General features: G+C 67.1%; 23 protein-coding genes. 18 read left to right on the top strand and 5 right to left on the bottom strand.

What is annotated here, in order from left to right:
• Positions 1-158: 158 nt before the first annotated feature.
• The gene (locus AB4Y44_RS23720; RefSeq protein ID WP_342918486.1) at positions 159-380 is read left to right on the top strand and encodes a hypothetical protein; all 222 of its coding nucleotides are present in this window, start codon (positions 159-161) and stop codon (positions 378-380) included.
• Positions 381-396: 16 nt separating this feature from the next.
• On the opposite strand, the gene AB4Y44_RS23715 is transcribed toward AB4Y44_RS23720, so the two are convergent.
• Positions 397-1,647 carry a helix-turn-helix transcriptional regulator gene (locus AB4Y44_RS23715; RefSeq protein ID WP_368701031.1) on the bottom strand — a complete coding sequence of 417 codons (1,251 nt, stop codon included), beginning with the start codon at positions 1,645-1,647 and terminating at the stop codon, positions 397-399.
• 384 nt (positions 1,648-2,031) lie between these two features.
• On the opposite strand from AB4Y44_RS23715, the gene AB4Y44_RS23710 reads away from it, so the two are divergent.
• The 4 genes from AB4Y44_RS23710 to AB4Y44_RS23695 all read left to right on the top strand — a co-directional run bounded on the left by AB4Y44_RS23710 (position 2,032) and on the right by AB4Y44_RS23695 (position 7,426).
• Entirely contained in the window at positions 2,032-2,259 is a 228-nt protein-coding gene (locus tag AB4Y44_RS23710; RefSeq protein ID WP_368701030.1) for a hypothetical protein, read from the top strand.
• A 105-nt stretch (positions 2,260-2,364) separates the two neighbouring features.
• Complete coding sequence (locus AB4Y44_RS23705; protein WP_069261447.1) at positions 2,365-2,658, top strand: H-NS family nucleoid-associated regulatory protein; 294 nt, start codon at positions 2,365-2,367, stop codon at positions 2,656-2,658.
• Between the two features lie 565 nt (positions 2,659-3,223).
• On the top strand, positions 3,224-4,825 hold the full coding sequence (locus tag AB4Y44_RS23700; protein ID WP_321925697.1) for a peptide chain release factor 3: 1,602 nt from the start codon (positions 3,224-3,226) through the stop codon (positions 4,823-4,825).
• 237 nt (positions 4,826-5,062) lie between these two features.
• Positions 5,063-7,426 (top strand): GNAT family N-acetyltransferase, encoded by a 2,364-nt coding sequence (locus AB4Y44_RS23695; protein WP_342918489.1) that lies wholly within the window; start codon positions 5,063-5,065, stop codon positions 7,424-7,426.
• Between the two features lie 30 nt (positions 7,427-7,456).
• Here AB4Y44_RS23695 and AB4Y44_RS23690 read toward each other — a convergent pair whose 3' ends face one another.
• Positions 7,457-8,002 (bottom strand): hypothetical protein, encoded by a 546-nt coding sequence (locus tag AB4Y44_RS23690; RefSeq protein ID WP_342918490.1) that lies wholly within the window; start codon positions 8,000-8,002, stop codon positions 7,457-7,459.
• Positions 8,003-8,101: 99 nt separating this feature from the next.
• On the bottom strand, positions 8,102-8,935 hold the full coding sequence (locus AB4Y44_RS23685; RefSeq protein ID WP_342918491.1) for an IclR family transcriptional regulator: 834 nt from the start codon (positions 8,933-8,935) through the stop codon (positions 8,102-8,104).
• Positions 8,936-9,168: 233 nt separating this feature from the next.
• Between AB4Y44_RS23685 and AB4Y44_RS23680 the strand changes: the two genes are divergently transcribed.
• From AB4Y44_RS23680 to AB4Y44_RS23640, 9 genes are all read left to right on the top strand, one after another.
• A complete protein-coding gene (locus AB4Y44_RS23680; RefSeq protein ID WP_342918492.1) occupies positions 9,169-10,251 on the top strand; it encodes a sugar ABC transporter substrate-binding protein in 1,083 nt (360 codons plus the stop codon).
• An 83-nt stretch (positions 10,252-10,334) separates the two neighbouring features.
• Positions 10,335-11,846: a sugar ABC transporter ATP-binding protein gene (locus AB4Y44_RS23675; RefSeq protein WP_368701046.1), complete on the top strand. Its 1,512-nt coding sequence runs from the start codon at positions 10,335-10,337 to the stop codon at positions 11,844-11,846.
• Positions 11,836-12,876 carry an ABC transporter permease gene (locus AB4Y44_RS23670; RefSeq protein WP_342918493.1) on the top strand — a complete coding sequence of 347 codons (1,041 nt, stop codon included), beginning with the start codon at positions 11,836-11,838 and terminating at the stop codon, positions 12,874-12,876. Before AB4Y44_RS23675 ends, AB4Y44_RS23670 begins: the two co-directional genes overlap by 11 nt.
• Before the next feature lie 15 nt (positions 12,877-12,891).
• On the top strand, positions 12,892-13,221 hold the full coding sequence (locus tag AB4Y44_RS23665) for a UxaA family hydrolase (protein WP_368701029.1): 330 nt from the start codon (positions 12,892-12,894) through the stop codon (positions 13,219-13,221).
• 42 nt (positions 13,222-13,263) lie between these two features.
• Entirely contained in the window at positions 13,264-14,577 is a 1,314-nt protein-coding gene (locus AB4Y44_RS23660) for a UxaA family hydrolase (protein ID WP_368701028.1), read from the top strand.
• A gap of 57 nt (positions 14,578-14,634) precedes the next feature.
• A complete protein-coding gene (locus AB4Y44_RS23655) occupies positions 14,635-15,672 on the top strand; it encodes an aldo/keto reductase (protein WP_342918496.1) in 1,038 nt (345 codons plus the stop codon).
• A gap of 3 nt (positions 15,673-15,675) precedes the next feature.
• On the top strand, positions 15,676-16,560 hold the full coding sequence (locus AB4Y44_RS23650) for an amidohydrolase (protein WP_368701027.1): 885 nt from the start codon (positions 15,676-15,678) through the stop codon (positions 16,558-16,560).
• A gap of 156 nt (positions 16,561-16,716) precedes the next feature.
• Positions 16,717-17,460 (top strand): SDR family oxidoreductase, encoded by a 744-nt coding sequence (locus tag AB4Y44_RS23645; protein ID WP_069261439.1) that lies wholly within the window; start codon positions 16,717-16,719, stop codon positions 17,458-17,460.
• Positions 17,461-17,529: 69 nt separating this feature from the next.
• The gene (locus AB4Y44_RS23640) at positions 17,530-18,378 is read left to right on the top strand and encodes an ureidoglycolate lyase (protein ID WP_342918499.1); all 849 of its coding nucleotides are present in this window, start codon (positions 17,530-17,532) and stop codon (positions 18,376-18,378) included.
• A gap of 88 nt (positions 18,379-18,466) precedes the next feature.
• Here AB4Y44_RS23640 and AB4Y44_RS23635 read toward each other — a convergent pair whose 3' ends face one another.
• Positions 18,467-18,910 carry a PaaI family thioesterase gene (locus AB4Y44_RS23635; RefSeq protein WP_342918500.1) on the bottom strand — a complete coding sequence of 148 codons (444 nt, stop codon included), beginning with the start codon at positions 18,908-18,910 and terminating at the stop codon, positions 18,467-18,469.
• A gap of 280 nt (positions 18,911-19,190) precedes the next feature.
• On the opposite strand from AB4Y44_RS23635, the gene AB4Y44_RS23630 reads away from it, so the two are divergent.
• Positions 19,191-20,750 carry a methyl-accepting chemotaxis protein gene (locus AB4Y44_RS23630; RefSeq protein ID WP_342918501.1) on the top strand — a complete coding sequence of 520 codons (1,560 nt, stop codon included), beginning with the start codon at positions 19,191-19,193 and terminating at the stop codon, positions 20,748-20,750.
• 83 nt (positions 20,751-20,833) lie between these two features.
• Here the strand turns inward: AB4Y44_RS23630 and AB4Y44_RS23625 are convergent, their stop codons facing one another.
• Positions 20,834-21,919, bottom strand: a complete 1,086-nt coding sequence (locus AB4Y44_RS23625; RefSeq protein WP_342918502.1) for an AGE family epimerase/isomerase — start codon at positions 21,917-21,919, stop codon at positions 20,834-20,836.
• A 134-nt stretch (positions 21,920-22,053) separates the two neighbouring features.
• On the opposite strand from AB4Y44_RS23625, the gene AB4Y44_RS23620 reads away from it, so the two are divergent.
• The 3 genes from AB4Y44_RS23620 (at position 22,054) to AB4Y44_RS23610 (ending at position 24,166) form a co-directional block, all read left to right on the top strand.
• Positions 22,054-22,740 (top strand): MgtC/SapB family protein, encoded by a 687-nt coding sequence (locus AB4Y44_RS23620; protein WP_368701026.1) that lies wholly within the window; start codon positions 22,054-22,056, stop codon positions 22,738-22,740.
• Between the two features lie 251 nt (positions 22,741-22,991).
• Positions 22,992-23,810 carry a hypothetical protein gene (locus tag AB4Y44_RS23615; RefSeq protein ID WP_368701025.1) on the top strand — a complete coding sequence of 273 codons (819 nt, stop codon included), beginning with the start codon at positions 22,992-22,994 and terminating at the stop codon, positions 23,808-23,810.
• A gap of 200 nt (positions 23,811-24,010) precedes the next feature.
• On the top strand, positions 24,011-24,166 hold the full coding sequence (locus tag AB4Y44_RS23610) for a hypothetical protein (RefSeq protein ID WP_165822904.1): 156 nt from the start codon (positions 24,011-24,013) through the stop codon (positions 24,164-24,166).
• Positions 24,167-24,225: the final 59 nt, after the last annotated feature.

Genomic DNA, 24,225 nt, shown 5'->3' with positions numbered 1-24,225 from the left:
GCGCGCGCAGCTGGCGCTCGCGGCGATGCATCGCACATGGCTCGCGGCATGGCACAATCGCAACGTCGAAAAACTAGAAGCCCGTTGGGGTGCTCCAAATGACTCGTCCTGGTTCGTCGTTGTTCCGTTTGCGCAGATTGCCGTTCGCGGCGTGCGCGTTGTCCTTGATCGCGGGGCTGTCTGCATGCAGCAGCGGGCCGCCGCTGTTTCTGTCGGACGGCCGACCGACGATCCAGGTGCAATGCCCAGCCTCGGGCGATCGCGATTCCTGCGCGCAGCAGGCGCGTGCCCGTTGCGCCGGCGCAGGCTACGACACCGTCGCGACCTCGACCGACAACGGCAACTACACCCTCGTGTTCGCCTGCCGCAAGGCCCAATAGGCCTGTCGCGCGCCGCTCAGCCTTCGGCGGCGGCGCCCGTGCCGCGCGCTGGCAGATTCAGCAACAGGCGCAGCAGGTCGGGCTGGCGGCGCGTCGCCGTCTTCTGAAAGATCGATTGCAATTGTTTGCGCACGGTGTCGTGCTGCACGCCGACGTGCGCGGCGATTTCCTTTTGCGTGAGACCTTCCGCGAGCAGCAGCGCAATACGGCATTCGGCCGGCGAGAGATCGAATGCCGTGGCGAGCACCCGCTCGTCGACTAGCGGCGCGGAGCGCGGGTGATAGAAGGTCAGCGCCGCGAAGGCGCGCAATTCCGGGGCCGAGGCGTCGTCGGCCGTCACCACGTTATAGAACGCGTAGAGCACCTCCTGCTGGCTCGCCGAAGCCTGTGCGCGGCCCCGCCCGCTATGGGTCCGGCCGTGCGGGTCCGTTGCGGCCGCAGCGTCAGGCGCATCCGGCGCGAGCGTGCCGGATACGGCGCCGACGATACGCAACGCGCGAAAGCGCGCCGCCGCCGCGCGCGCGCCGCTCATGCGGTTACGCAGGCGCGCCTCGCTCACGGCGATGTCCTCGAGCAGGCGCGCGTGATGGGGCGCCGCGAGCGTGATGCGGCGTCCGCGCACCCGCACGAGCGAGGTCGCCTTCAGGAGCCGCTGTGCGGCCTCGTTGCTATGGAGCACCTCGCCCAGCGCGCTCACGAGCATCGCTGGCGGACGTGAGCGGTTTGCCAGCGTGTCGGCGTTCAAGGCAAAGCGGCGCAGATACAGGCGCACCGCGCGCACGAGGTGCGGCGTGAGCCGCTCGAGCAGTGCGCGGTGCTCGCCCGGGAGCGGCCCAGCCTCGGCGTGCGCGCGGCACGCGAGCATGACGGCGAGCCCGTTCTGTTCGATCAGCTTGCACAGCGCCGCGCAGCGATGGCCTTCCTCGAGCGGGCAGAGCTCGAACCCGGCTGCACAGTCGCCGTCCGCGCAGTCGAACTCGATGCCGCAATGCAGCCACTTGCCCGGCGGGTAAGCGCGCAGCCACGCCAGACGCGTGTCGTCGCGGTACAGCGGCCGAATGCGCTCCAGCGGTTCCGCGCCGGCAAGCGCGAAACCGTCGCTCCAGGAAAACAGATCGCGCTGCCGGTCAAAGGCATACAGATGAATCGACGCCACCCCAATCGCTTCGCGCAATTGCGCGCAAAAATCCTTCCAGGCGCAAGGATTATCGAGTGTGTCGTAAACAAGATGCAGCAGGCGGTCGTATTGTGATTCGTTTGTTTTCACGCCATTCTCGTTGTTCGTATTGTGAAAAGCCGTCGGCAGCAAAATGCGCTCCGCATAGCGTTCCACAATTGAGGAATATACAGACGCAATAGCCCCCGTTAATCTGCCTTCCGATATGGATGCGGATACAACCGGCAGCGTGGACGAGCGGCCTTTGAGATTCCGTGCGGTATCCAACGGATAGCCGGGCGCGCTGGCCTTATTCTGGTCTGACAGTACGAACAAAAGCCGTCAATCCGCAGCGGCGTGCATTTTGCACGATCAGCCAGCGCGATTACCAAACTGACCGATTATCCGCAGCGTGCGGAAAATCGGCGATGCGACGAAAGTGAGTGCGCGCTATTTGTGCGCGCTCGATAAAACTTGTCATTACCGGGGGCAGCGATGAATCATCACCAACTCGAAAAGGACATAGAGCATCTCGAACACATCATCGGGCGGCTCTCGGGGCGCGACCGTATTCCGCTCTCTTATTGGCGCGGCCGGCTCGAGTCGGTTTCCAGCGAGAACCTCGTCCCTTCGCAGGTGCAGCGCGTGAAGCGGCTCAACGAAGCGCTGCGCGCGCTCGAAAGCCGTCTGTCGCACGAATCGCTGCCGCAACGCGAACGGTAACGCCAACGTTTGCGGCAGCGTTGTAAAAAAGCGCGCCTGCATCGTCGCACGGGCTCCAAACCGGTCACAATGGCACTCTCTTGACCGAACTGGAGATGCGTTTTCATGCCGAGCTACAAGCAACTGACCGCCCAGCTGGAGAAGCTTCACAAGGAAGTGGCTGCGGCGCGTGAAAAGGAAATTGACCAGGCGATCGCCGAGATCAAGGAAAAAATCGCGGAGTACGACATCACCGCGGAAGAACTGGGCTTCACGAGCCGACGTGCTGGCCCCGCGCGCAAGAAGGCGCTGCCGGCCCGCTACATGAACCCGAAAACCGGCGAGACCTGGAGCGGCCGTGGCCGGGCACCGGGCTGGCTGGCGGGCAAGAACCGCGAACGCTTCCTCATCAAGGAATAACGGGCCAATTCTCGCCAGGCCGTTGCACCAGAGGTGCGCAGCACCCGATGTGACGGCCGCACCGCTTCAAGCTTCCCGAAAAAGCTCACCTCACGCCCTGCGCCGCGCGCAGCGGCACGCCGCAACGTGCGGGACCACGACGTTCACGCGGCGGGTGGACGTCTGAGGCGAAAGGAAATTCTCGCGAAAATGAGGGGCGTCTTGCGAGTGCGGCGGGTGCACGAAGGTGTCGACGGTGCGTTCGCATCGAGGTCCTGTAAAAGCTCACCTTTGCCGAAGCGGTGCCAATCCGCACGCCTAACCCGTTCGAACCCCATCAAACCTTTAGTCGGCGGGGCGAATGCCGTGTATCATTCGGTCCCGGCGCCTTTTCGCTTTTTTGCGCGGGCATCCGCGGGACATTCCCGATCGCTCGTGCTATTTGCCGTGCGTCGCGGTCCGCGCACTGCCGCCGCACGCGCCGTAAGCGTTGCCTGAAAACGCGCCCGCAAGCGCCGCCGCGCTCGCCGCAACCCCCGCCGCGCGGCCCGGTTGCCCGAATTCATCCGTGATACCCGCCAGATCCATGTCAGTAGCCGAACTCAGACGCCGCCGCACGTTCGCGGTCATTTCTCACCCGGACGCGGGCAAGACCACGCTCACCGAAAAACTGCTGCTGTTTTCGGGTGCGATCCAGATCGCCGGTACCGTGAAGGGCAAGAAGAGCGGCCGCTTCGCGACCTCCGACTGGATGGAGATCGAAAAGCAGCGCGGCATTTCGGTCGCCAGCTCGGTCATGCAGTTCGAGTACGGCGACGCCGTCATCAACCTGCTCGACACACCGGGCCACGAGGACTTCTCGGAAGACACCTACCGCGTGCTCACGGCCGTCGATGCGGCCGTGATGGTGATCGACGGCGCGAACGGCGTGGAAGCGCAAACGCTCAAGCTGCTCGAAGTCTGCCGCAGCCGCAAGACGCCCATTCTCACGTTCATCAACAAGCTCGACCGCGAAGTGCGCGAGCCGCTCGACCTGCTCGACGAAATCGAGCAGCACCTGGGTGTGGCCGCCGTGCCGTTCACCTGGCCCATCGGCATGGGCAAGGAGTTCCAGGGCGTGTACGACATTCAGCGCGACCAGGTGCGCGTGTTCCGCGCGGGTCAGGAGTCGCTGGGCGGCGCGGTGGAAACGCTGCAGAACCTCAGCGAAGCCGATGGCGAAGCGCGCTTCGGTTATCACTGGAAGCGCACCAAGGAGGAAGTCGAGCTGATCACGGGCGCGACGCCCACCTTCGATCGCGACGCCTTCCTCGCGGGCGAGCAGTCGCCGGTGCTGTTCGGCTCGGCGATCAACAACTTCGGCGTGAAGGAAATTCTCGACGCGCTGGTCGATCTCGCGCCGCCGCCGTCGCCGCGTATGGCCGTGCAGCGTCCGGTCTCGCCGGAAGAAACGAAATTCACGGGCGTCGTGTTCAAGGTGCAGGCCAACATGGACCTCGCGCACCGCGACCGCGTGGCCTTCATCCGCGTGTGCTCGGGCCATTTCGAGCGCGGCATGCAACTGAAGGTCACGCGCAACAACAAGACCTTCCGCGCGAACAACGTGGTGAGCTTCCTGTCGCAGCGCCGCGAGACCGTGGCCGAGGCGTACCCTGGCGACATCATCGGTATTCCTAACCACGGCACGCTGAGCCTCGGCGACACGCTCACCGAAGGCGAAGACCTGCAATTCACGGGTCTGCCGTTCTTCGCGCCGGAAATCTTCCAGACCATCGAAGTGGTCGATCCGATGCGCGCGAAGCAACTGGGCGAAGCGCTCAAGCAGCTCGGCGAAGAGGGCGCGATCCAGGTATTCCGCCCGATCCACGGCGGCGCGACGATTCTGGGCGCAGTCGGCCAGCTGCAGTTCGAAGTGGTGTCGCACCGCCTCGCGGCCGAGTACAAGGTTGCCGTGCGCCTGATGCCCGCGCGCTATCGCCTCTCGCGCTGGGTGACCTGCGACGATCCCGCCGAGCTGCGCCGCTTCACCGATTCGTACGAGGCCCGCATGGCCTACGACGCATCGAACGCGCCGACCTATCTCGCCTCGCACGTCTCCGAAATCGAGGTCGCGCAAAAGGCCTGGCCGAAGATCGTGTTCAACGAGCTGCGCGAGCATTCGGGCGCGCCGTTCCGCAAGTCGATGTAACACGCGCGGCGCGCTCGCGCCGCGTTCACAAACCAGCGAAGTTCCCTCTCGCGCATCGTGGTGTCACACGCCCAGGGCGGCATGCGACGCCATACCGCCGCGTCTGCGCTCATACGCGCCGGGCGAAAAACGCGCAGCGCCTGCGCGCTTGCCCTATCCTCTTCTCGTAACGGTAAAAGACGACTAACCGGCGTTCGCCTGGATGGCCAGCGCCTGTCCGACCGACGAGGAGTGCCTGTGACCGTACGCAATCTCGATGCAGTGTTCCAGCCGAAATCCGTGGCCGTGATCGGCGCTTCGCAGCGCCCCGGCAGCATCGGCAGCATGGTGTGGCGGCGGCTGATCGAAGGCGGCTTCACGAGCCCGCTGTGGGCCGTCAATCCGCGCCATGCGGGCGACTTCGAGGCCTTCGACGGGCGACCCGTGCTCGCTGACGCGGGTGATCTGCCCGAGGCGCCCGGCGTCGCCATCATCTGCACGCGGCCCGCCACGTGGCCCGCGCTCGTGCATCGCCTGGGCGGCATGGGCACGCGCGCAGCGATCATCGTCGGCGAGGTGAGCGACGAGGCCGATCAGGCCGACCTGCGCCACGCGCTGGCGGCGGCGCGCCCGCATCTGCTGCGCATCGTCGGCCCTGGCAGTCTCGGCGCGCTCACGCCCGCGCTCAACGCGCAGCTGGGCGCGGCGGCGTCGATTGCGCGCAAGGGCGGCGTGGCCTGGGTGTCGCAGTCCAACGCGCTCACCAACGCGGTGCTGCGCTGGGCCGCGCCGCGCGGACTGGGCTTTTCGCACGTGATCGCGCTCGGCGACGAGGCCGACGTCGACGTGGGCGACGTGCTCGACTATCTCGCGAGCGACCCGAGCACGCGCGCGATCCTGCTCGAAGTGGACACGATCCGCGCGGCGCGCAAGTTCATGTCGGCGGCGCGCGCGGCGGCGCGCAACAAACCCGTGCTCGCGCTGCGCAGCGGCCGCGACGACAAGGGCGATGCGCTCTACACGGCGGCCTTCCGGCGCGCGGGCCTCGTGCGTGTCGACACGCTCGACGACCTGCTCGACGAAATCGAAACGCTCGGCGTGGGCCGCGTGGCCGCGAGCGACACGGCCACGCTCATCACGAGCGACCGCGGCGTGGCCACGCTTGCGCGCGACGCCTTCATGAAAGCCGGCGACACGCTCGCCCGCTGGAACGACGAAGCGCTCGCGGCCGTTCAGACCGCGTTGCCGCACGCGCAGGCCGGCAATCCGCTCGTGCTCGGCGACACCGCGAAGCCCGAGCACTTCGGCCTCGCGTTGCAAACGCTCGCCACGCATCGCTCGAGCGGCACGGCGTTCGTCGTGCACGCGCCCACCCACAGCGCGCCCGTGGACGCGGTGGCGCGCACCCTCATCGAGCAACAGCGTTTCGCGTATCGCGGCATGCTCGCGTGCTTCTTCGGCGGCGTGGACGAAACCACGCGCGACGAACTGCACGCGCACGGCATTCCGGTACACACCACGCCGCGGCGCCTGGCGCGCGCGTTTGCCCGTCTCGTCGATTACCGGCTGGGCCGCGAGCTCTTGATGCAGACGCCGGAGACGATGCCCGCGCAAGGCCCGGCCGCGATCGAGGCCGCGCAGGGCGAAGCGCGCGCAGCGCTGGCGGCCGGACGCACGGAGCTGAAAGGGGAGGAGGCGGGCAGATTGCTGGCCTTGTTCGGGCTCGCCACGCAGGCGCAGGACGAACCGGGCGTGAAGCCGGTGGTGGACGTGTCGGTCGAGTTTCGCGACGACGACAACTTCGGCCCGGTGTTCCGTTTCGCCGCGCCTTCGCCGGACGACTTTTCGCCGCCGCTGCGCGTGTACAGCCTGCCGCCGCTGAACCCCGTGCTCTCGCGCGACATCGTCGCGCACTCGCCCTACGCACGCTACACGGCGCCCGAGCCGACGCTGGCCGCGCTCACCGAGCTATCGCAGTTCGTGTGCGAGGTGCGGGAAATCGTGGGCTTGCGTCTGACGCTGCGCGTGCTGCCCGAGGCGGTCGTGGTCGTCGAGCCCTGCCTGCAGATCGCGGAAAAGCGCAGCCGCTTCGCGATCATGCCGTATCCGCGGCGGCTCGAAGAAACCATCGACTGGCACGGCGAGCGCCTCACGATTCGCCCGATCCGTCCCGAAGACGAGGAGATGCACCGCACGTTCGTCGAGTCGATGACGCCCGACGACTTGCGCCTGCGCTTCTTCTCGGCGGTGCGCAGCTTCGATCACACGCAGCTCGCGCGCATGACGCAAATCGACTACGACCGCGAGATGGCGCTGATCGCGGTCGTGCATGGCGAGGACGGCCAGCCGCGCACGCTGGGTGTGGTGCGCGCCGTGGCCGATCCCGACAACGAGACCGCCGAGTTCGCGGTCGCGATTCTGTCGAATCTCAAGCGCGGCGGCCTTGGCCGCTTGCTGATGTCGCGCATCATCGAATACGTGCGCTCGCGCGGCACGCACTGGCTGCTCGGCGAGGCGCTGCGCGAGAACGCGCCGATGATCGGCCTCGCGCGCGCCTGCGGCTTCACCGTCACGCCCACGGAAGACCCGGGCGTGGTCGGTTTTCGCATGCCGCTCGACTGAGCGGGCACGCGACCTGGTTCGTGACGCTGCTTAGGCGGCCAGCTTCGCGAGCGCGTCGTCGATCTGGCCGCGCGTGAGGGCGAGCTCCTCGAGCCAGGCCTCGCCATACTGCGCGCCGGTTTCCTTCTCCAGCCGCGCGATGGTCGCGGCGCAGCGCGCGGCGTCCTTGGGCGTGGCGATGAAAGCCTTCACCGACTGGCCGCCCTGGAACGCTTCGAACAGCGGCGCGCGGATTTCCTCGGGCAGCGCGCGCGTGGTCCACTGGTGCGTCTTGCCGTTGAAGGTGAGCGACGGCGGCAGCACGCGCTCTTTGCGCGTGGCCGGAATCAGGCCGAAATTGCGCGCGGCTTCGGCGATCTGCTCGGCCGTGAAAAGCTCCTCGGGGGCGATTTCGAATTGCGCGATGGCGGTTTCGACGGTCTTCATCGCGTCGGCGCGGTCGTCGCGCTTTTTCTGCGCGCGCGCGACGATGTCGCGCAGCTCGTCGGCTTCGTCGGCCGAGATCGTGAAGCTCGCCTGTTTCTGCTGAAGCTCGGAAAAGCGCTGGAATTCTTGATCGGTCAGGAGTTTCGCCATGGGTTTCGAATGCGCGTTCGCCATATAAGGCGCACAGGTTTTTTTGAGAGGGCCGCCATTCTAACCGTTTTGCGTGACCGGCTTGAGCCCTACCGAGCGTCAGGTCGCGCCGTCCTCGCGAAACATCGACAAGGTCTGCACGGTCGCGCCAAGCATTCGGGTCGCCTCATCGAGCGAAGGCGCGACATAGTCGTCGATGCGCTTGAGGAACGGGCACGTGAGCGCCGCGATCGCCTGACCCGAAGGCCCGAGCACCGGAAACGTCACGTCCGTCACGCCGAAAATCTGCTGACTGTCCTTGCGCGAGAAGCCCGCCTCGCGCACCTGCTCGCACGCGGCTGCGAGCGCCGCGTGGTCGATCGCCACCTCGCCCTTCACCTTCGTATGCTCCGCGAGCATGTGCGCGCGCTGCTCCGGCGTTTGCCAGGCGAGCAGCGTGCGGCCCGAACTCGTATCGACGAGACCCACGCGCGAACCCAGCCGCACCGCGATGCCCCATGTGCCCGGCCCGTCCACCTGGGCGATCACGAGCAGGTTGCCGCGGTCGTACACGGTGAGATGGCAGGACTGCTCGGCTTCGTCGGCGAAGCGCTGCATGAGCGGCAGCGCTTCCGAGATCAGGCGCTCCATGGGCGGATGACGGTGGGCGAGCGCGAAGAGTTTCAGGCTCAGCGCATAGCGGTCGCCGCCTTCCGAACGGATGACGTATTGCCGCGCGACCAGCCGCTCGAGCATGCGGTAAATCTCGCTCGCGTTGCGCCCCAGCGCCTTCGTGATCTCGGTGCGCGTGAGGCCGGCGCGCTGCTCCGCAAGCAGTTCGAGGATGTCGAGCCCCTTGTCCAGCGCGGGCGCGCGATAGCGATCGGCGTCGTCTTTCTCGTCGGCTTCTTCGGGCACGTTGTCCCTCTGGCTCTTCTTCGTGTTCTTTTCCATTCGATCGTCCCCAGGGAAATCACGGACCCATGCTGCACTGCACATCGCTTGACCTCGCGATGTGCGTATATGAATAATACGTTCACTGGTGAACAAACACCAGCATCGTCTGGTAAGGAAGAGGCAGTAGCAACGGGTCGCCGGCGCTTCGAGCATTCCACGTGGGCCCGGCAAACACATGCGATTCATCAACGACAGCATCGGCGTGCGAGGCGCGTCGACAGGAGACACACATGGCGTTCGCATCCGGGCTCTCGAAGGCCCGCCGCTCCACCGGAATTCATCAAGCGCGCGGTGCCTTCGCCCGCGCCGCCACCCGGACGCTGTGCGTCGCCGCGGCCTGTGCTGCGGCAATCGGCGCGTCGGGTGCAGTTAACGCAGCCGAACCCGGCAAGGTCGGCCTCGGCCTGCCGCTCCTCACTTCGCCATTCTGGCAGTCGTACAACAATTACCTCGGCGCTTATGCGAAGCAGGACGGCATCGACATCCTCGCGCCCGTGAACTCGAACAACGATCCCGCCCAGCAGATCACGGACATGAACAACATGATCAATCTGGGCGCGAAGGGCATCGTGGTCGGGCCGATCGATTCGGCGGCGATCAGCCGCGCGCTCGGCAACGCCGCGCAGAAAGACGTGAAGGTCGTGGCCGTGGACGTCGCGCCCACGCAGGGCAACGTGGCGATGGTCGTGCGCGCCGACAATCGCGCGTACGGCGAGCAGGCCTGCAAGTACATTGGCGAGCACGTGAAGTCGGGCAAGGTCGTGCAGATCATGGGCGACCTCGCCTCGGTGAACGGCCGCGACCGTTCGGAGGCGTTCCGCGCGTGCCTGAAGAATTATCCGAATCTGTCGCTGCTCGAAATTCCGGCCGGCTGGAAGGGCGACGTCGCGGCCAGCGCGCTGGACAGCCTGCTCACCGCGAACCCCGACGTGAAGGGCATCTACATGCAGGCGGGCGGCGTGTATCTCTCGCCCACGCTGCAAACGCTGCGCCGCAAGCAACTGCTCTTTCCCGCGGGCGATCCGAAGCACATCGTGATCGTTTCCAATGACGGCATCCCGCAGGAGTTCGAAGCCATCCGCAAGGGCGAGATCGATGCGACCGTATCGCAGCCCGCCGACCTCTATGCGAAGTACGGCCTCTACTACATCAAGGCCGCGCTGGAGGGCAAGACGTTCAAGCCGGGCAAGACCGATCACGACAGCACCATCATCCAGCTGCAGTCCGGCATCCTCGAAGACCAGTTGCCGGCGCCGCTCGTGACGAAGCAGAACGTCGACGACAAGAACCTGTGGGGCAATACCGTCAAATGAACGATCGAACCAGCGATCGGGCCGTGGCGGATAGCGCGCCGCCGTGGGGCGGCGCGCTATCGGTGGGCAGCCGCGAGGCGGCCATGCGGGCCCGCTTGCCGGTGGTCGAGGCGAGCGGCGTGACGAAGCGTTATGGCTCCACCGCGGCGCTCGCCGACGTGAGCCTGCGCGTGATGGCCGGCGAATCGCACGCGCTGGTGGGCCGTAACGGCGCGGGCAAGTCCACGCTCGTTTCGATCCTCACCGGCCTGCGCAAGCCCGACGAAGGCAGCGTGCGCTTCAACGGCGAGAGTGCGCCCGCGCTCGCCGACCGCGACGCCTGGCGCGAGCGCGTGGCCTGCGTGTATCAGCATTCGACCATCATTCGCGATCTCACGGTCGCGGAGAACCTCTTCATCAATCGCCAGCCACGGCGGCGCGGGGTGATCGACTGGCCCGCCATGCGCCGCGACGCGCGTGCGCTGCTCGACCACTGGCGCATCGACGTGCGCGAGGACGCGCGCGCGGGCGACCTCACGGTCGAGGCGCGCCAACTCGTCGAGATCGCACGGGCGCTTTCGTATGGCGCGCGTTTCATCATCCTCGACGAACCGACCGCGCAGCTCGACGGCGAGGAAATCAAGCGCCTCTTTCGGCGGATCGACGAATTGCAGCGCGAAGGCGTGACGTTCCTGTTCATCTCGCACCATCTGCAGGAGGTGTACGAGATTTGCCAGGCCGTCACGGTGCTGCGCGACGCGCGGCACATCGTGAGCGCGAGCGTGGCCGAGTTGCCGCGCGAGCGGCTCATCGAAGCCATGACTGGCGAGCGCGGCGGCCTGAATGTCGCCGATGCGGCGGCGCGCGCGGCGCTGCCCGCCAACGCGCCGCTCGCGCTCGAAGTGCGCGGCCTCACGGGGCATGACTATCACGACGTGTCGTTCACGCTCAAGCGCGGCGAAGTGGTGGGTCTCACGGGCGCGACGAGCAGCGGCCGCACGAGCGTGGGCGAGGCGATTGCGGGACTCGCGGCGCAGCGCGCGGGCGAGATTCGCGTGAAAGGCGTGCCGCTCACGCCCGGCGACGTGCCCGCGGCGCTCGCGAGCGGCGTGGGCTGCGTGCCGAAGGATCGCCATCACGAAGGGCTCGTGCTCACGCAGTCGGTGGCCGAGAACGCGTCCATGACGATTGCGGGCTTGCTGGGGCGCTTCGGTTTCGCCCCGCCGGCGAAGAAGCAGGCATTCGGCAAGCGCATGATCGAGGCGCTCGGCATCGTCGCGCAAGGTCCGGATCATGTGGTGTCGGGGCTGTCGGGCGGCAACCAGCAGAAGGTGGTGATGGCGCGCGCATTGGCAAGCAATCCTGACGTTCTCGTGCTGATCGACCCGACGGCCGGCGTGGACGTGAAGTCGAAGGAAGCGCTGCTCTCGGTCGTGGACCGCGTGCGCGAGGAAGGCAAGGCCGTGCTCGTGGTGTCGAGCGAACTCGACGACTTGCGCACCTGCGACCGTGTGCTCGTGATGTTTCGCGGCGAGGTGGTCGCCGAGATGGCGGCCGGATGGCAGGACCACGAACTGATCGCATCGATTGAAGGAGTCGATCTCCATGAAGAATAGTGTTTCGACGCCCGCGTTCGCGGCGGCGCAGGCCGATGCGGCCGCGAGCGCCCGCCGGGCGCGTCCGCGCATCCAGCTGGCGCGCCTGCGCGATTTCGCGCTGTTGCCCGCGCTGGTGCTGCTGCTCGTGATCGGCGGTTTCGTGAGCCCGAGCTTTCTCACGCGCGCGAATCTCATCAGCGTGCTCGGGGCTTCCGCTGCGCTCGCGCTCGTGGTGCTCGCCGAATCGCTCATCGTGCTCACGGGGAAGTTCGATCTTTCGCTCGAATCGACCGTGGGCATTGCGCCCGCCGTCGGTGCGATGCTCGTCATGCCGGCCGCTTCGGCGGGCTTCGGCCTGCAATGGCCCGCGTTTGCGGGGCTTGCCGCCATTGTGGCGGTGGGCGCGCTGATCGGCTTCATCAACGGCTTTCTCGTGGTACGGCTGCGCCTGAACGCCTTCATCGTCACGCTGGCGATGCTGATCGTGCTGCGCGGCATGCTGGTGGGTGCAACCAAGGGGGGCACGCTCTTCGACATGCCTTCGTCGTTCTTCGCGCTCGCCACCACCATCGTGCTCGGCCTGCCGGTTTCCGTGTGGCTCGCCGCCGCCGCGTTCGCGATCGCGGCGTTCATGCTGCGCTATCACCGCGTAGGCCGCGCGCTCTATGCGATCGGCGGCAATCCCGACGCGGCGCGCGCCGCCGGCATCCGCGTCGAGCGCATCACGTGGGGCGTGTTCGTGCTCGGCAGCGTGCTCGCCGCGATTGCCGGCTTGATCGTCACCGGCTACGTGGGCGCGATCAACGCGAATCAGGGCAACGGCATGATCTTCACGGTGTTCGCGGCGGCCGTGATCGGCGGCATTTCGCTCGATGGCGGCAAGGGCACGATGCTCGGCGCGCTCTCGGGCGTGCTGCTGCTCGGCGTGGTGCAGAACCTGCTCACGCTCGCCCAGGTGCCGTCGTTCTGGATTCAGGCGATTTACGGGGCGATCATCCTCGGCTCGCTGATGGTGGCGCGGCTCGCCGGCGGCGAGGCACAGAACTAAACGCGGAGACTCTCTGTGAACGGCAACGCATCCCATACCGACGCCCGCCTCATTCTGCTCGCGCCCGAGGACAACTGCCTGATCGCGGCGGCACGTCTGGCAGCCGGCGAGACGGTGGAGATAGAAGGCGAGCGCGTGACGCTCGCGAAGACGATCGAACTCGGCCACAAAGTGGCGCGCCGCGCGCTCGCGCAAGACGAGAAGGTGCTGCGCTATGGCGCGCGCATCGGACACGTGAACGAGCCGGTGTCGCGCGGCGAGCATCTGCACACGCACAACCTGGAAAGCGATTACTTGCCGACCTATACACACGACGCGGGGCACGAATTCGTGCCGCACAAGTAACGCCACCATGATGCGGCACGCGCCGCGAGCAGGATTCAAGTTATGAGCGATAGCAACGTCACCCCTTCACAAGCCGCCGCGCCGATGCTCGAAGGCTGGCTGCGCAACGACGGCCGCAAGGGCATTCGCAACGTGGTTGCGGTGGCCTATCTCGTGGAATGCGCACACCATGTGGCGCAGGAAATCGTCGCGCAGTTTCGCGAGCCCTTCGGCGCCTTCGACGATCCGCACGCGCTGCAGCAGCCAGAAGCGCCGCCGGTGCATCTGATCGGTTTTCCGGGGTGCTTTCCGAACAGCTACGCCGAGAAGATGATGAAGCAGCTCACCACGCATCCGAACGTGGGCGCGGTGCTGTTCGTTTCGCTCGGCTGCGAGAGCATGAACAAGCACTATCTCGTGGAGCAGGTGCGCGCGAGCGGCCGTCCGGTAGAAGTCCTGACGATCCAGGGGAAGGGCGGCACGCGCAGCACGATCCAGTACGGTCTCGACTGGGTGCGCGAAGCGCGCGCGCAACTTGCCGCGCAACAGAAGGTGCCGATGCGGCTCGACGAGCTCGTGGTCGGCACGATTTGCGGCGGCTCGGACGGCACGAGCGGCATCACCGCCAACCCGGCTGTGGGCCGTGCCTTCGATCAGCTAATCGCAGCGGGCTCGGCCTGCATTTTCGAGGAGACCGGCGAGCTGGTGGGCTGCGAATTCCACATGAAGAGCCGTGCGGCGAGACCCGAACTGGGCGAGGAGATCGTCGCGTGCGTGGCCAAGGCGGCGCGCTATTACTCGATTCTCGGCCACGGTTCGTTCGCCGTCGGCAACGCGGACGGCGGCCTGACCACGCAGGAAGAGAAGTCGCTCGGCGCATACGCGAAAAGCGGCGCCTCGCCGATCGTCGGCATCGTGAAGCCGGGCGACGTGCCGCCCACGGGCGGTCTCTATCTGCTCGACGTGGTGCCCGACGGCGAGCCGCGCTTCGGCTTTCCGAATATCAGCGACAATGCGGAAATCGCGGAGCTGATCGCCTGCGGCGCGCACGTGATCCTGTTCACGACGGGGCGCGGGTCGGTGGTGGGCTCGGCGCTTGCGCCGGTCATCAAGGTGTGCGCGAACCCGCTGACCTACCGCAACCTCGCCGGCGACATGGACGTGGACGCGGGCCGCATTCTCGAAGGGCGCGCGACGCTCGACGAAGTGGGGCGCGAAGTGTTCGATCGCACGCTGGCGGTAGCGGGCGGCGAGCGTTCGAAGTCGGAAATGCTCGGGCACCAGGAGTTTATCCTCACGTACAAGAGCTTCGAGCCCGTCGGCCCCGTATGTCTGCCCGCCAGTGCGCGCGTGCCGATCGTCGAAGCTGCGAACTGAAACGCGCAGTCGGATGATTTCGTTGTGTGAACAACCATCTCCAGGAGGTGACGAGCCATGGCGCAAGAACAGCATCCCAGGGTGGCGCACAGGCGCCGTATCGGCCGCACGGCGCTCGAAGTCAGCGCACTGGGTCTAGGCACCGCGCCGCTCGGCGGCCTGTATCGCGACCTGTCCGAAGAAGAGGCGCAAGCCACCGTCGACGCCGCGTGGGAAGCCGGCATCCGCTTTTTCGATACCGCGCCGCACTACGGCCACACCAAGGCCGAGCACCGGCTGGGCGCGGCGCTGCGGCGCTATCCGCGCAACGAGTACGTGATTTCCACGAAAGTGGGCCGCCATTTCGTGCCGCGCACGCACCCGTACGACGGCAGCGAGGGCTGGCAAAATCCGCTGCCCTTCGAGGCGATCTTCGACTACACGCGCGACGGCATCCTGCGTTCGTTCGAGGACAGCCAGCAGCGGCTCGGCCTCGTCGACATCGATATCCTGCTCGTGCACGATATCGGCCGCTACACGCACGGCGAGCGCAACGAGCACTACTGGCGGCAACTGCGCGACAGCGGTTTCAAGGCGCTCGACGAATTGCGCAAGGCGGGCGCGATCAAGGCGATCGGCTTCGGCGTGAACGAGCGCGAAGTGATACGCGAGGCGATGCAGGAATTCGACATCGACTGCGCGCTGCTGGCGGGCCGCTATACGCTGCTCGAACAGGCGCCGCTCGACGACCTGCTGCCCGAATGCGAGAAGAAGGGCGTGAGCATTCTGCTGGGCGGCGCGTTTAATTCGGGCATTCTCGCGCACGGGCTGCTCGGCGATCTCAAGTTCAACTACGCCGATGCGCCGCAGGAAGTGGTCGAACGCGTAGCGCGGCTCGATACGATCTGCCGGACCTACGACGCGCCGCTCGCAGCGGCGGCGCTGCAGTTTCCCTATGCGCACCCGGCCGTGGCGACGGTGCTCAACGGCGCACGCAGCCCGCAGGAGGTGCGCGAGAACGTCGCCTCGTTCGAGACGAAATTGCCCCGCGAGTTGTGGCTCGCGCTTCGCGACAAGGGTCTCCTCGATCCGCGCGCGCCGCTGCCGCAGGCTTGAGCCATGACTACGATCTCTACGATCGAACGGATCGACGCCCATCAGCACTATTGGGACCCCGCGCGCGGCGACTACGGCTGGCTCACGCCTTCGATGACCGCGCTGTATCGCGCGTTCGGACCCGCCGATCTCGCGCCGCTGCGCGCGTCGTGCGGCGTGGCGCGCACGGTGGTCGTGCAGGCCGCGCCGACTGTCGAAGAAACGCGCTGGCTGCTCGATCTTGCGCGCAATGAGCCGTCGATCGCGGGCGTGGTGGGCTGGGTGCCGCTGGACGACCCGCACGTCGCCAACCTGATCGCCGAGCTCGCGCGCGAGCCGAAGCTGCGCGGCGTGCGCCCGATGCTGCAGGACCTGCCCGACGACGACTGGATCGCGAACGCCGATACCGCGCGCGGCGTGGAAGCGCTCATCGCACACGATCTCGCCTTCGACGCACTCGTTTTCACGCGCCATGCGCACGCACTCGCGACATTTCTCGCGCGCAATCCCGCGCTGCGCGTGGTAATCGATCATGGCGCGAAGCCGCCAATTGCCGATGGTGGCGAAAGCGGTTACACCGCGTGGTCGCAGGCCGTCTCGCGGTTCGCGCGATTTCCGCACGTGCACTGCAAGCTGTCGGGGCTCGCGACCGAAGCCGAGCCCGGCTGGGACGACGCCACGCTGGCGCCGTGGGTCGCGCATCTGCTTGCGTCGTTCGGACCGCAACGCCTCATGTGGGGCAGCGACTGGCCGGTGCTGAACCTCAACGGCGACTATGCACGCTGGCACGCGAGCGCGCAACGGCTCACACAAGCACTTTCCGCAGACGAGCGCGCCGCCGTATTCGGCGGCAACGCTGCGGCTTTCTACCGGCTTAAAACCGGGCTCGGGGACCCTCCAGCCGGTTAGAAAACGTCCGCCGAACGCCACGAGGCGCGCCTGCGTCGCCATAATGGCCGTTTGCGTCATCCCAACTTCTTCCCGCGATTGCATCGCTCGATCGCGGCATGGGGGCCTGCTGCAATTCGGGGTATCGCCGTGCCGCGCTTCCAACCGGAGTGGCAGATGGTACAAAGACTGGCCGGCAAGACGGCCTTGATCACCGCGGCGGGCCAGGGCATCGGCTACGCGGCCGCCGAACTGTTCGCGCGCGAAGGCGCACGCGTGATCGCCACGGACCTGCGCATCGACGCACTGGCGGCGCTGCCGGTCGAGGCGCGCAAGCTCGACGTGCTCGACGGCGCGGCCATTACCGCGCTCGCGCAGGAACTGGGCGCGATCGACGTGCTGTTCAACTGCGCGGGCTTCGTGCACGCGGGCTCGATACTGGAAGCGAGCGAAGAAGACTGGGACTTCGCGTTCGATCTGAACGCGAAGGCGATGTACCGAACCATCCGCGCTTTCCTGCCGGGCATGCTGGCAAAGGGCGGCGGGTCGATCATCAACATGTCGTCGGCGGCGTCGAGCGTGAAGGGCGTGCCCAACCGCTTCGTGTACGGCGCCTCGAAGGCCGCTGTGATAGGGTTGACGAAGGCCGTGGCCGCCGACTTCGTGACGCGCGGCGTCCGCTGCAACGCGATCTGCCCGGGCACGGTGTCGTCGCCGTCGCTGGAGGAGCGCATCGCCGCGCAGGCGGCGGCGCAGGGCACGAGCGTGGACGCGGCGCGCGCCGCGTTCGTCGCGCGCCAGCCGATGGGGCGCGTGGGCAAGCCCGAGGAAATCGCGGCGCTCGCGCTCTATCTTGCCTCCGACGAATCCGGCTTCACGACCGGCCAGGCGCATGTGATCGACGGCGGATGGTCGAACTAGTTAGCCCGAACCATCGCCCCAGGCGATTCTGACCGACTGCAACGCACAGACACACGAGGAACACAGACGATGAAACTGCTTCGTTATGGCCCGAAGGGCCACGAAAAACCGGGCCTGCTCGACGCCGAAGGCCGCATTCGCGCGCTCTCGGGCAACGTGGCCGACATTGCGGGCGACGTGCTCTCGGACGCCGGCCTCGCGCAACTGCGCTCGATCGACCCGGAAACGCTGCCGCTCGTCGAAGGCAATCCGCGTATCGGGCCCTGCGTGGGCCATATCGGCAAGATGGTCTGCATCGGCCTGAACTATGCCGATCACGCCGCCGAGTCGGGCATGCCGGTGCCGGGCGAGCCGGTCGTCTTCAACAAGTGGACGAGCGCCATCGTCGGCCCGAACGACGACATCGAGATCCCGCGCGGCTCAAAGAAGACCGACTGGGAAGTGGAGCTGGGCGTGGTGATCGGCAAGCACGCGAAGAACGTGAGCGAGGCCGATGCGCTCAACTACGTGGCGGGCTACTGCGTGATCAACGACGTCTCCGAGCGCGAATGGCAGATCGAGCGCGGCGGCCAGTGGGACAAGGGCAAGGGCTTCGACACCTTCGGCCCGACCGGCCCGTGGCTCGTCACGCGCGACGAAGTGGCCGATCCGCAGAACCTCTCCATGTGGCTCGAAGTCGACGGCCATCGCTACCAGAACGGCAGCACGCGCACGATGATCTTCACGGTCGCGAAGCTGGTTTCGTATCTCTCGGAGTGCATGAGCCTGCAGCCGGGCGACGTGATCTCCACCGGCACGCCGCCGGGCGTGGGCATGGGCGTGAAGCCGAACCCCGTGTACCTGAAGGCGGGCCAGACGGTGCGCCTTGGCATCGAGGGCCTGGGCGAGCAGCAGCAGAAAACGCGCGCGGCCGAGTAAGCGCGCCTGAAGACGCACGAAAAAGCGCGCGAGGGGAGGCGGGCACACCCGCTTCGCCTCGCGCGCTTTGTTTTGCGGCGCCGGCCTTTCAATTCGACTGGCTTTTGTCTTCCGGTCCGCTGCCTTCCGCCAGCCGGTTCACCGTCCCCTGCGCGAGCGCCACGAGCTTTTCGTCGCCGTTTTCCATCACGTACACGCTGCACTGGCAGGTGGCCTGGTGGCGCCCCGCGTGCACCACGCGCGCCCGCGCCATCAATGTGCCCTTGAGTGCCGGGCGCAGATAGTTGATCTTGTATTCCCCCGTCACCACCCGCGGCCCGAGCGCCAGCGCGCCGGCGAAGGTCAGCGCGTTGTCGGCGAGATAGCTGATCACGCCGCCATGCACGTAGCCGTGCTGCTGCTTGAGGTCGTCGCGTACGGGCAGGCGCAGGGTCAGTTCGTCGTGTCCCACGTGTGTCAGTTCCGTTCCGAGCAGCACGCTGAACGGTTGGGCGTGCAATGCGCCGCGCGCGCGGTCCACAAGATCTGTCATCGTCGCGTTCCCTGGGTCTATCCCCGAGTGGTTTCCTAACCACTCTAGGAAGCCACAGCGTCGAGTCAAGGTGAATCGAATCGAGTCGGCATTCTTCTATTGTTGCGAGAAATGCGGGGAATGCCCGTGCAACCATTGCTGAAATGATCCGTTGCGCATTTTGGGGCGTTTTTTCACGGTTTAGGGCTCAAAAACCGGGTTTGCGTGGCCGTAAACGCAGTGCGGGCCCGAGCGATCACATGCTCGCGCCTCACTCATTCACTGCCATCCAGGTGTCCCGATGTTCAGCAAGATCAAGGTCGCATCCGGCCTGTTGTGTGTCCTCGTCGCGTTCTGTGTACTGCAGCTCGTGACCGCAGGACTTGGTTACTGGTCGCTCACGCGCACGCACGACGACGTGGCCGACCTCTCGAAAGTGGCGTTGCGGCAGGCGAGCGCCGCCAACGTCATCACCCAGCAGTTGATGGACGCCCGTATCAATCTCTCGCGCGCGGGCACGCGCATGGTCCGTGGCGGCGCGGTGCCGACCGACATGGTCAATCACGCGCGCGACCAGCTGGCCGCCGCCGACACCACGTTCGCGGCGCTCATGGCCGTACCGCCGATCAACGACGACAACCGCGCGCGCGTCGCCGCGCTCGGCGAGCGCTACCAGGTGTACCGCAAGGCGCTCGGCGAACTGATCGACGACCTCAACGGCAACAACCTGCAGGCCTTCCTCGACCAGCCGACGCAGTCGTACCAGGACGGCTATCTCGCGGAGCTGCACGCCTTCACGCAGTTCAACGCCGCGGCGAGCCGCGCTTCGCTCGACTCGATCGACTCGCGGCTCGGGCTCTTCCAGGGCGTGGGCATCGTCATCCTGCTCCTGCTGATCGCGCTCGCGACCGGCGTGCACTTCGCGCTGCGCCGCGGCGTGGTGGAGCCGCTCGAGGAAGCAGGGCGCCATTTCGACCGCATCGCACGCGGGCGCCTCGACGAGCGCATCGCCGCGCGCGGCGAGAACGAGATCGGCCGGCTGTTCCAGGGTCTTGCGCTGATGCAGTCGAGCCTCGCGCGTACGGTCCACACCGTGCGCGAAACGGCGGGCTCGATCAACGTGGGCGCCGACGAGATCGCCACCGGCAACGCCGATCTGTCGGCGCGCACCGAATCGCAGGCGGCGTCGCTCGAGCAGACGGCAGCGAGCATGGAGGAACTGACGGGCACCGTGCGCAACACGGCCGAGAACGCGCGCGAGGCGAACGCGCTCGCCGAGGCGGCGCTCGACGCGACCGCGCGCGGCGGCGCCGTGGTGGGCGAGGTGGTCGAGCGCATGCGCGGCATTGCGCAAAGCTCGGACAAGATCGCGGAGATCATCGGCGTGATCGACGGCATCGCGTTCCAGACCAACATCCTCGCGCTCAACGCGGCCGTGGAAGCGGCGCGCGCGGGCGAGCAGGGCCGCGGTTTCGCGGTCGTGGCGGGCGAGGTGCGCGGACTCGCGCAGCGCAGCGCGCAGTCGGCCAAGGAGATCAAGACGCTGATCAGCGAGTCGGTGTCGCAGATCCGCGGCGGCTCGGAGCTGGTGGAGCGCGCGGGCGAGTCGATGCGCGAGGTGTCGAACTCGATCTCGCGGGCCACGCAGATGATGGCGGGTATCAGCGCCTCGTCGCTCGAGCAGAGCACGGGCATTGATCAGGTGAATCAGGCCGTTTCGCAGATGGACCAGATGACCCAGCAGAACGCGGCGCTCGTCGAGGAGGCCGCGGCTGCCGCGGCTTCGCTGCATCAGCAGACGCGCCAGCTTTCCGAGGCCGTGGCCGCATTCGAGATTTCGCCGGCGGTGCTGGCGGCCTGAATGGCTTGAACTGCCGGAGCGGCTTTATCGCTCCGGCAGGCGGGCTTGCGCCAGCCTGCCTCGGCGCTTCGCGCCATTGCGCCTCACACGCCCATGCCCTGGTAGGCGGTCAAGAGGTGATACGGCGTCGTGGACGGCATGTCCGCGCGCGCCACCTCGCCGTTTGCGCTGCGGCATTCCACCCAGCCCTGCCGCGTGAGAAAGCGCGGCGCGAAGCGCTCGATCTGCGGCGCGAGCGCGGCGCGCACTGCGGCGTCGCCGTGCGTGGCGAGCGCGCGCAAGTATTCAGTTTGCGCCCAGATGCGCTGCGTCGCATCAGTGACCCGGCCGTGCTCGTCGAGCGCGGCCGCCACGGCGCCCGTTTCCGGGTCCACGCCGTGCTTCTGTGCAAAGACGAAGGCGCGCGCGAGCGCTTCGTCCAGACCCGACGCGCCCAGGCGGGCGCCCGCACGCGTTGCCAGCCAGAACCATTCGAACTGATGTCCGGGCTCGAGGCGGTTGTCCGCCGCGCCGACCGGCAATTCGGCGATGCAGCCCGTCGGCGCGTGCAGGAAGCCGCGTGCGAGCGCCTCGACGAGACGCGTGATCGCCGTATCGAACGCGCTGTCGCCGGTCGCTTCGCTCGCCGCGAGCCAGGCTTCGGTGAGGTGCATGAGCGGATTCTGCAGCGGGCCGCCGGTGACGCTCGCAAAGGCGGCGTCGAGCGCCGCGTTGAGCAGGCCGTCGCGGGCTGCGAAGCGGTCGACGATCAGCGCGGACGTTTCACGCGCGACGTCGAGCGCCTCGGCCGCGCCGAAGCGCTGGCCGTAGGCCGCGGTGGCGAACACCACGAAGGCGTGCGTGTAGAGATCCTTGGTGGTGTCGAGCGGCGCGCCGGCTGCGTCGACGCTATAGAACCATCCGCCGTGCTGCGGGTCCCGATAAGTGTGGCGCAGCGTTTCGAAGAGCGTTTGCGCGTGCGCGGCGTCGCCGGCCTGGGAGAAGACGAAGATCTGGCGGGCGCACGCCATCGCGCGGTAACGCGTGACGGGCAGCGGCTGCACGCCGGCCGCATCGAGCGCCTCGTAGGGCAGACGCAGTTCGGCATTGAAGCCCGGGCCGCGCCACATCGGCAGGACGACGCGGTCGAAATGCTCGCGCAGGCTGGCTGCGCTCGTAGGTGTGTTCATGGCGAAAAGGTGCGGCGAAGCGCATCACATCAAAAGAGCAATGCCGGCGATTGTACGCATTCGCGCATGGCGCGGACATTCCGGTCCGCCGCAGCGCGTTCGCCCACGACAACAAGACCCGGAGGGTGACAACAATGATCGGAAACTGGGAACTCATTGCGCGCCTCTTGCTGGCCGCGCTGCTCGGCAGCGTGATCGGCTTCGAGCGCGAGCGGCTTTCGTGGGCGGCGGGGCTGCGCACCCATATGCTCGTGAGTGTGGGCTCGGCGCTCATCATGCTCGTCTCGGCCTACGGTTTCGCCGACGTCCTCAAGGACGACCACGTCGTGCTCGATCCTTCGCGGATGGCGGCGCAGGTCGTCTCGGGCATCGGCTTTCTCGGCGCGGGCTCGATCCTGCTGCGCGGCGAGATCGTGCGCGGCCTCACGACGGCGGCGAGCCTCTGGTCGGTCGCGGCCGTGGGCCTCGCGGTGGGCGGCGGGCTCTATACGGGCGCGATTGCGGCGACCGTCATCATTCTCATCATCCTCGCGGGCATCAAGCCGCTCGAGCGGCGCTTCATCACGTTCCGGCAGCGACGCCAGCTCACGCTGCTGGTGAGCCGCGGCGCGCTCACGTTTCACTCGCTGCACGACGCGCTCGGCACGTCGAGCCCGCGTGTGAAGCGGTTCGTCGTGCAGCAGAGCGACGACTCGCCCGAGCTGGACGAGGTGATGATCACGCTGAGCCGCGTGTCGTCGACGGAGTACGAGGCGATTTGCGCGACGCTGCGCCGCTTGCCCGACGTGAAGGACTTTCGCGAGGACGGCGCAGCGGGTTGACTGCGCGGGGCGCTGGATCGATGCCGGCTGGGTAAGTCGGGGCAGAGCCCCTGGCCGCGCGTTCTGGCATGCGACAATGTGCGTTCGAACCAGAACACGAGGACGTCGCCAAGCGGCCGTGACCGGCCGGCGCGCGACGCGAACCGCATCGCTGACCCATGGCTGATTACGCAGATACCGCATCCTTGAGCTCTTCGCATCCCGAACGCAACGCGCCGTGGCAGCCTCGCGCGACGTCTGCGTCGTCCGACGTGACTGAATCCCCGCTTGCTGTCGAATCCGATGCTCCGCACGCGCTTGTCGGCGAGGAACTCGCCGCCGTTGCCGAAGCGGATGCCGCCGTGCGTCAGGGCACGCTGAGCGGCTTCGAAAGCCCCGAGCCGGCTCAAGCAGTGGCAGCGGCCGCCGACGAGGCGGGCGCGGCGAGGCCCGTTGCGGCTGCAACGACTGCGCGCCGCGCGCCGCGGGCGAAGCGTGCCGCGGCGCCTGCCGTGGCCGAAGCGATGGCGCCGGGCGTTGGAGAGGTGCGGGACCCGGCTGGCGCAGCTTTCGTCGCCGAGCCGTCGTTTGCCGCGGACCCTGCCGAGCGCGTGGAACCCACCGGGTTCGCGTCCGAAGCGGCTCCGGCGGCCACCGAGCCGGACGCGCTCACGCAGCGCCTCGACGCGCTCCAGGGTGCGCTCGCCGAGCAGAACCGCATGGCGGTCGCCTCGTCACGGCAACAAAAGTGGGTGCTCGCCGCTGCTTCGGTGGCGGTGTTCGCATCGGTCGGTTTCGGGATCGCGCAGTCGGTGCGGCTCGACAGCCTCGCAAACGAATCCCGCGCCGACGAGGCGCGCCTCGAGCAGTTCATCCTGAAGCAGCAGTCCACGCTCGACGACCTGTTGCAGCGCGTCGCCGCGCAAACCGCCGCGGCCGCTACCGCTGCCGCGGAAACCCCGGCGGCGGCCCCCGCACACGTGTCACCCCGTGCCGCGCCCGCCAAGGCATCGCCGGCCCCCGCGCACCGTGCCGCGGCGCATGCCACGCATACGCCTCACGCGAAAAGCGCCCAGAAAGCCACGCGCTGACCGGCTTCGTCCGACGATCCCGCCCCTGTATCCGAAATCTCGATGTGTTGTATTGCTGCAACGCATCGATTGTGCTCGACCCCGTGCGACGGCGCGTCGCAGATTTTTTGCTGCGCTGCACTAGCGCTGACCTAGGGAAAACCCTATAATTCATCCTGTCTTAGGGAAAACCCTGAACTGCAGCCTAACTGGGAGTCGCCATGAGCTTCATCTTTGCCCTGTTCCAAAAGGTGAGCGACCTCTTCGCGTCGCCGTATCTGCCGATGGATTCGGAATACTCGTACGAAGCGCGTCACCGCGAAGCCGAGCGCGTTCGCCGCTCGCACTACATGCCGTTCGGCATGCCGCGTGACTGATCGAAGCTGAGGCGCTTCGGGCGGCGCACGCCGTCCAACGCGTTTCTCCGGTCAGACCG

The organism is Paraburkholderia sp. BR10937 (assembly GCF_040965695.1).
In the GTDB taxonomy this organism is placed as follows: domain Bacteria; phylum Pseudomonadota; class Gammaproteobacteria; order Burkholderiales; family Burkholderiaceae; genus Paraburkholderia.
Note: the sequence above shows the minus strand (reverse complement) of the source record. Positions and strands in the feature narration are given on the sequence as shown.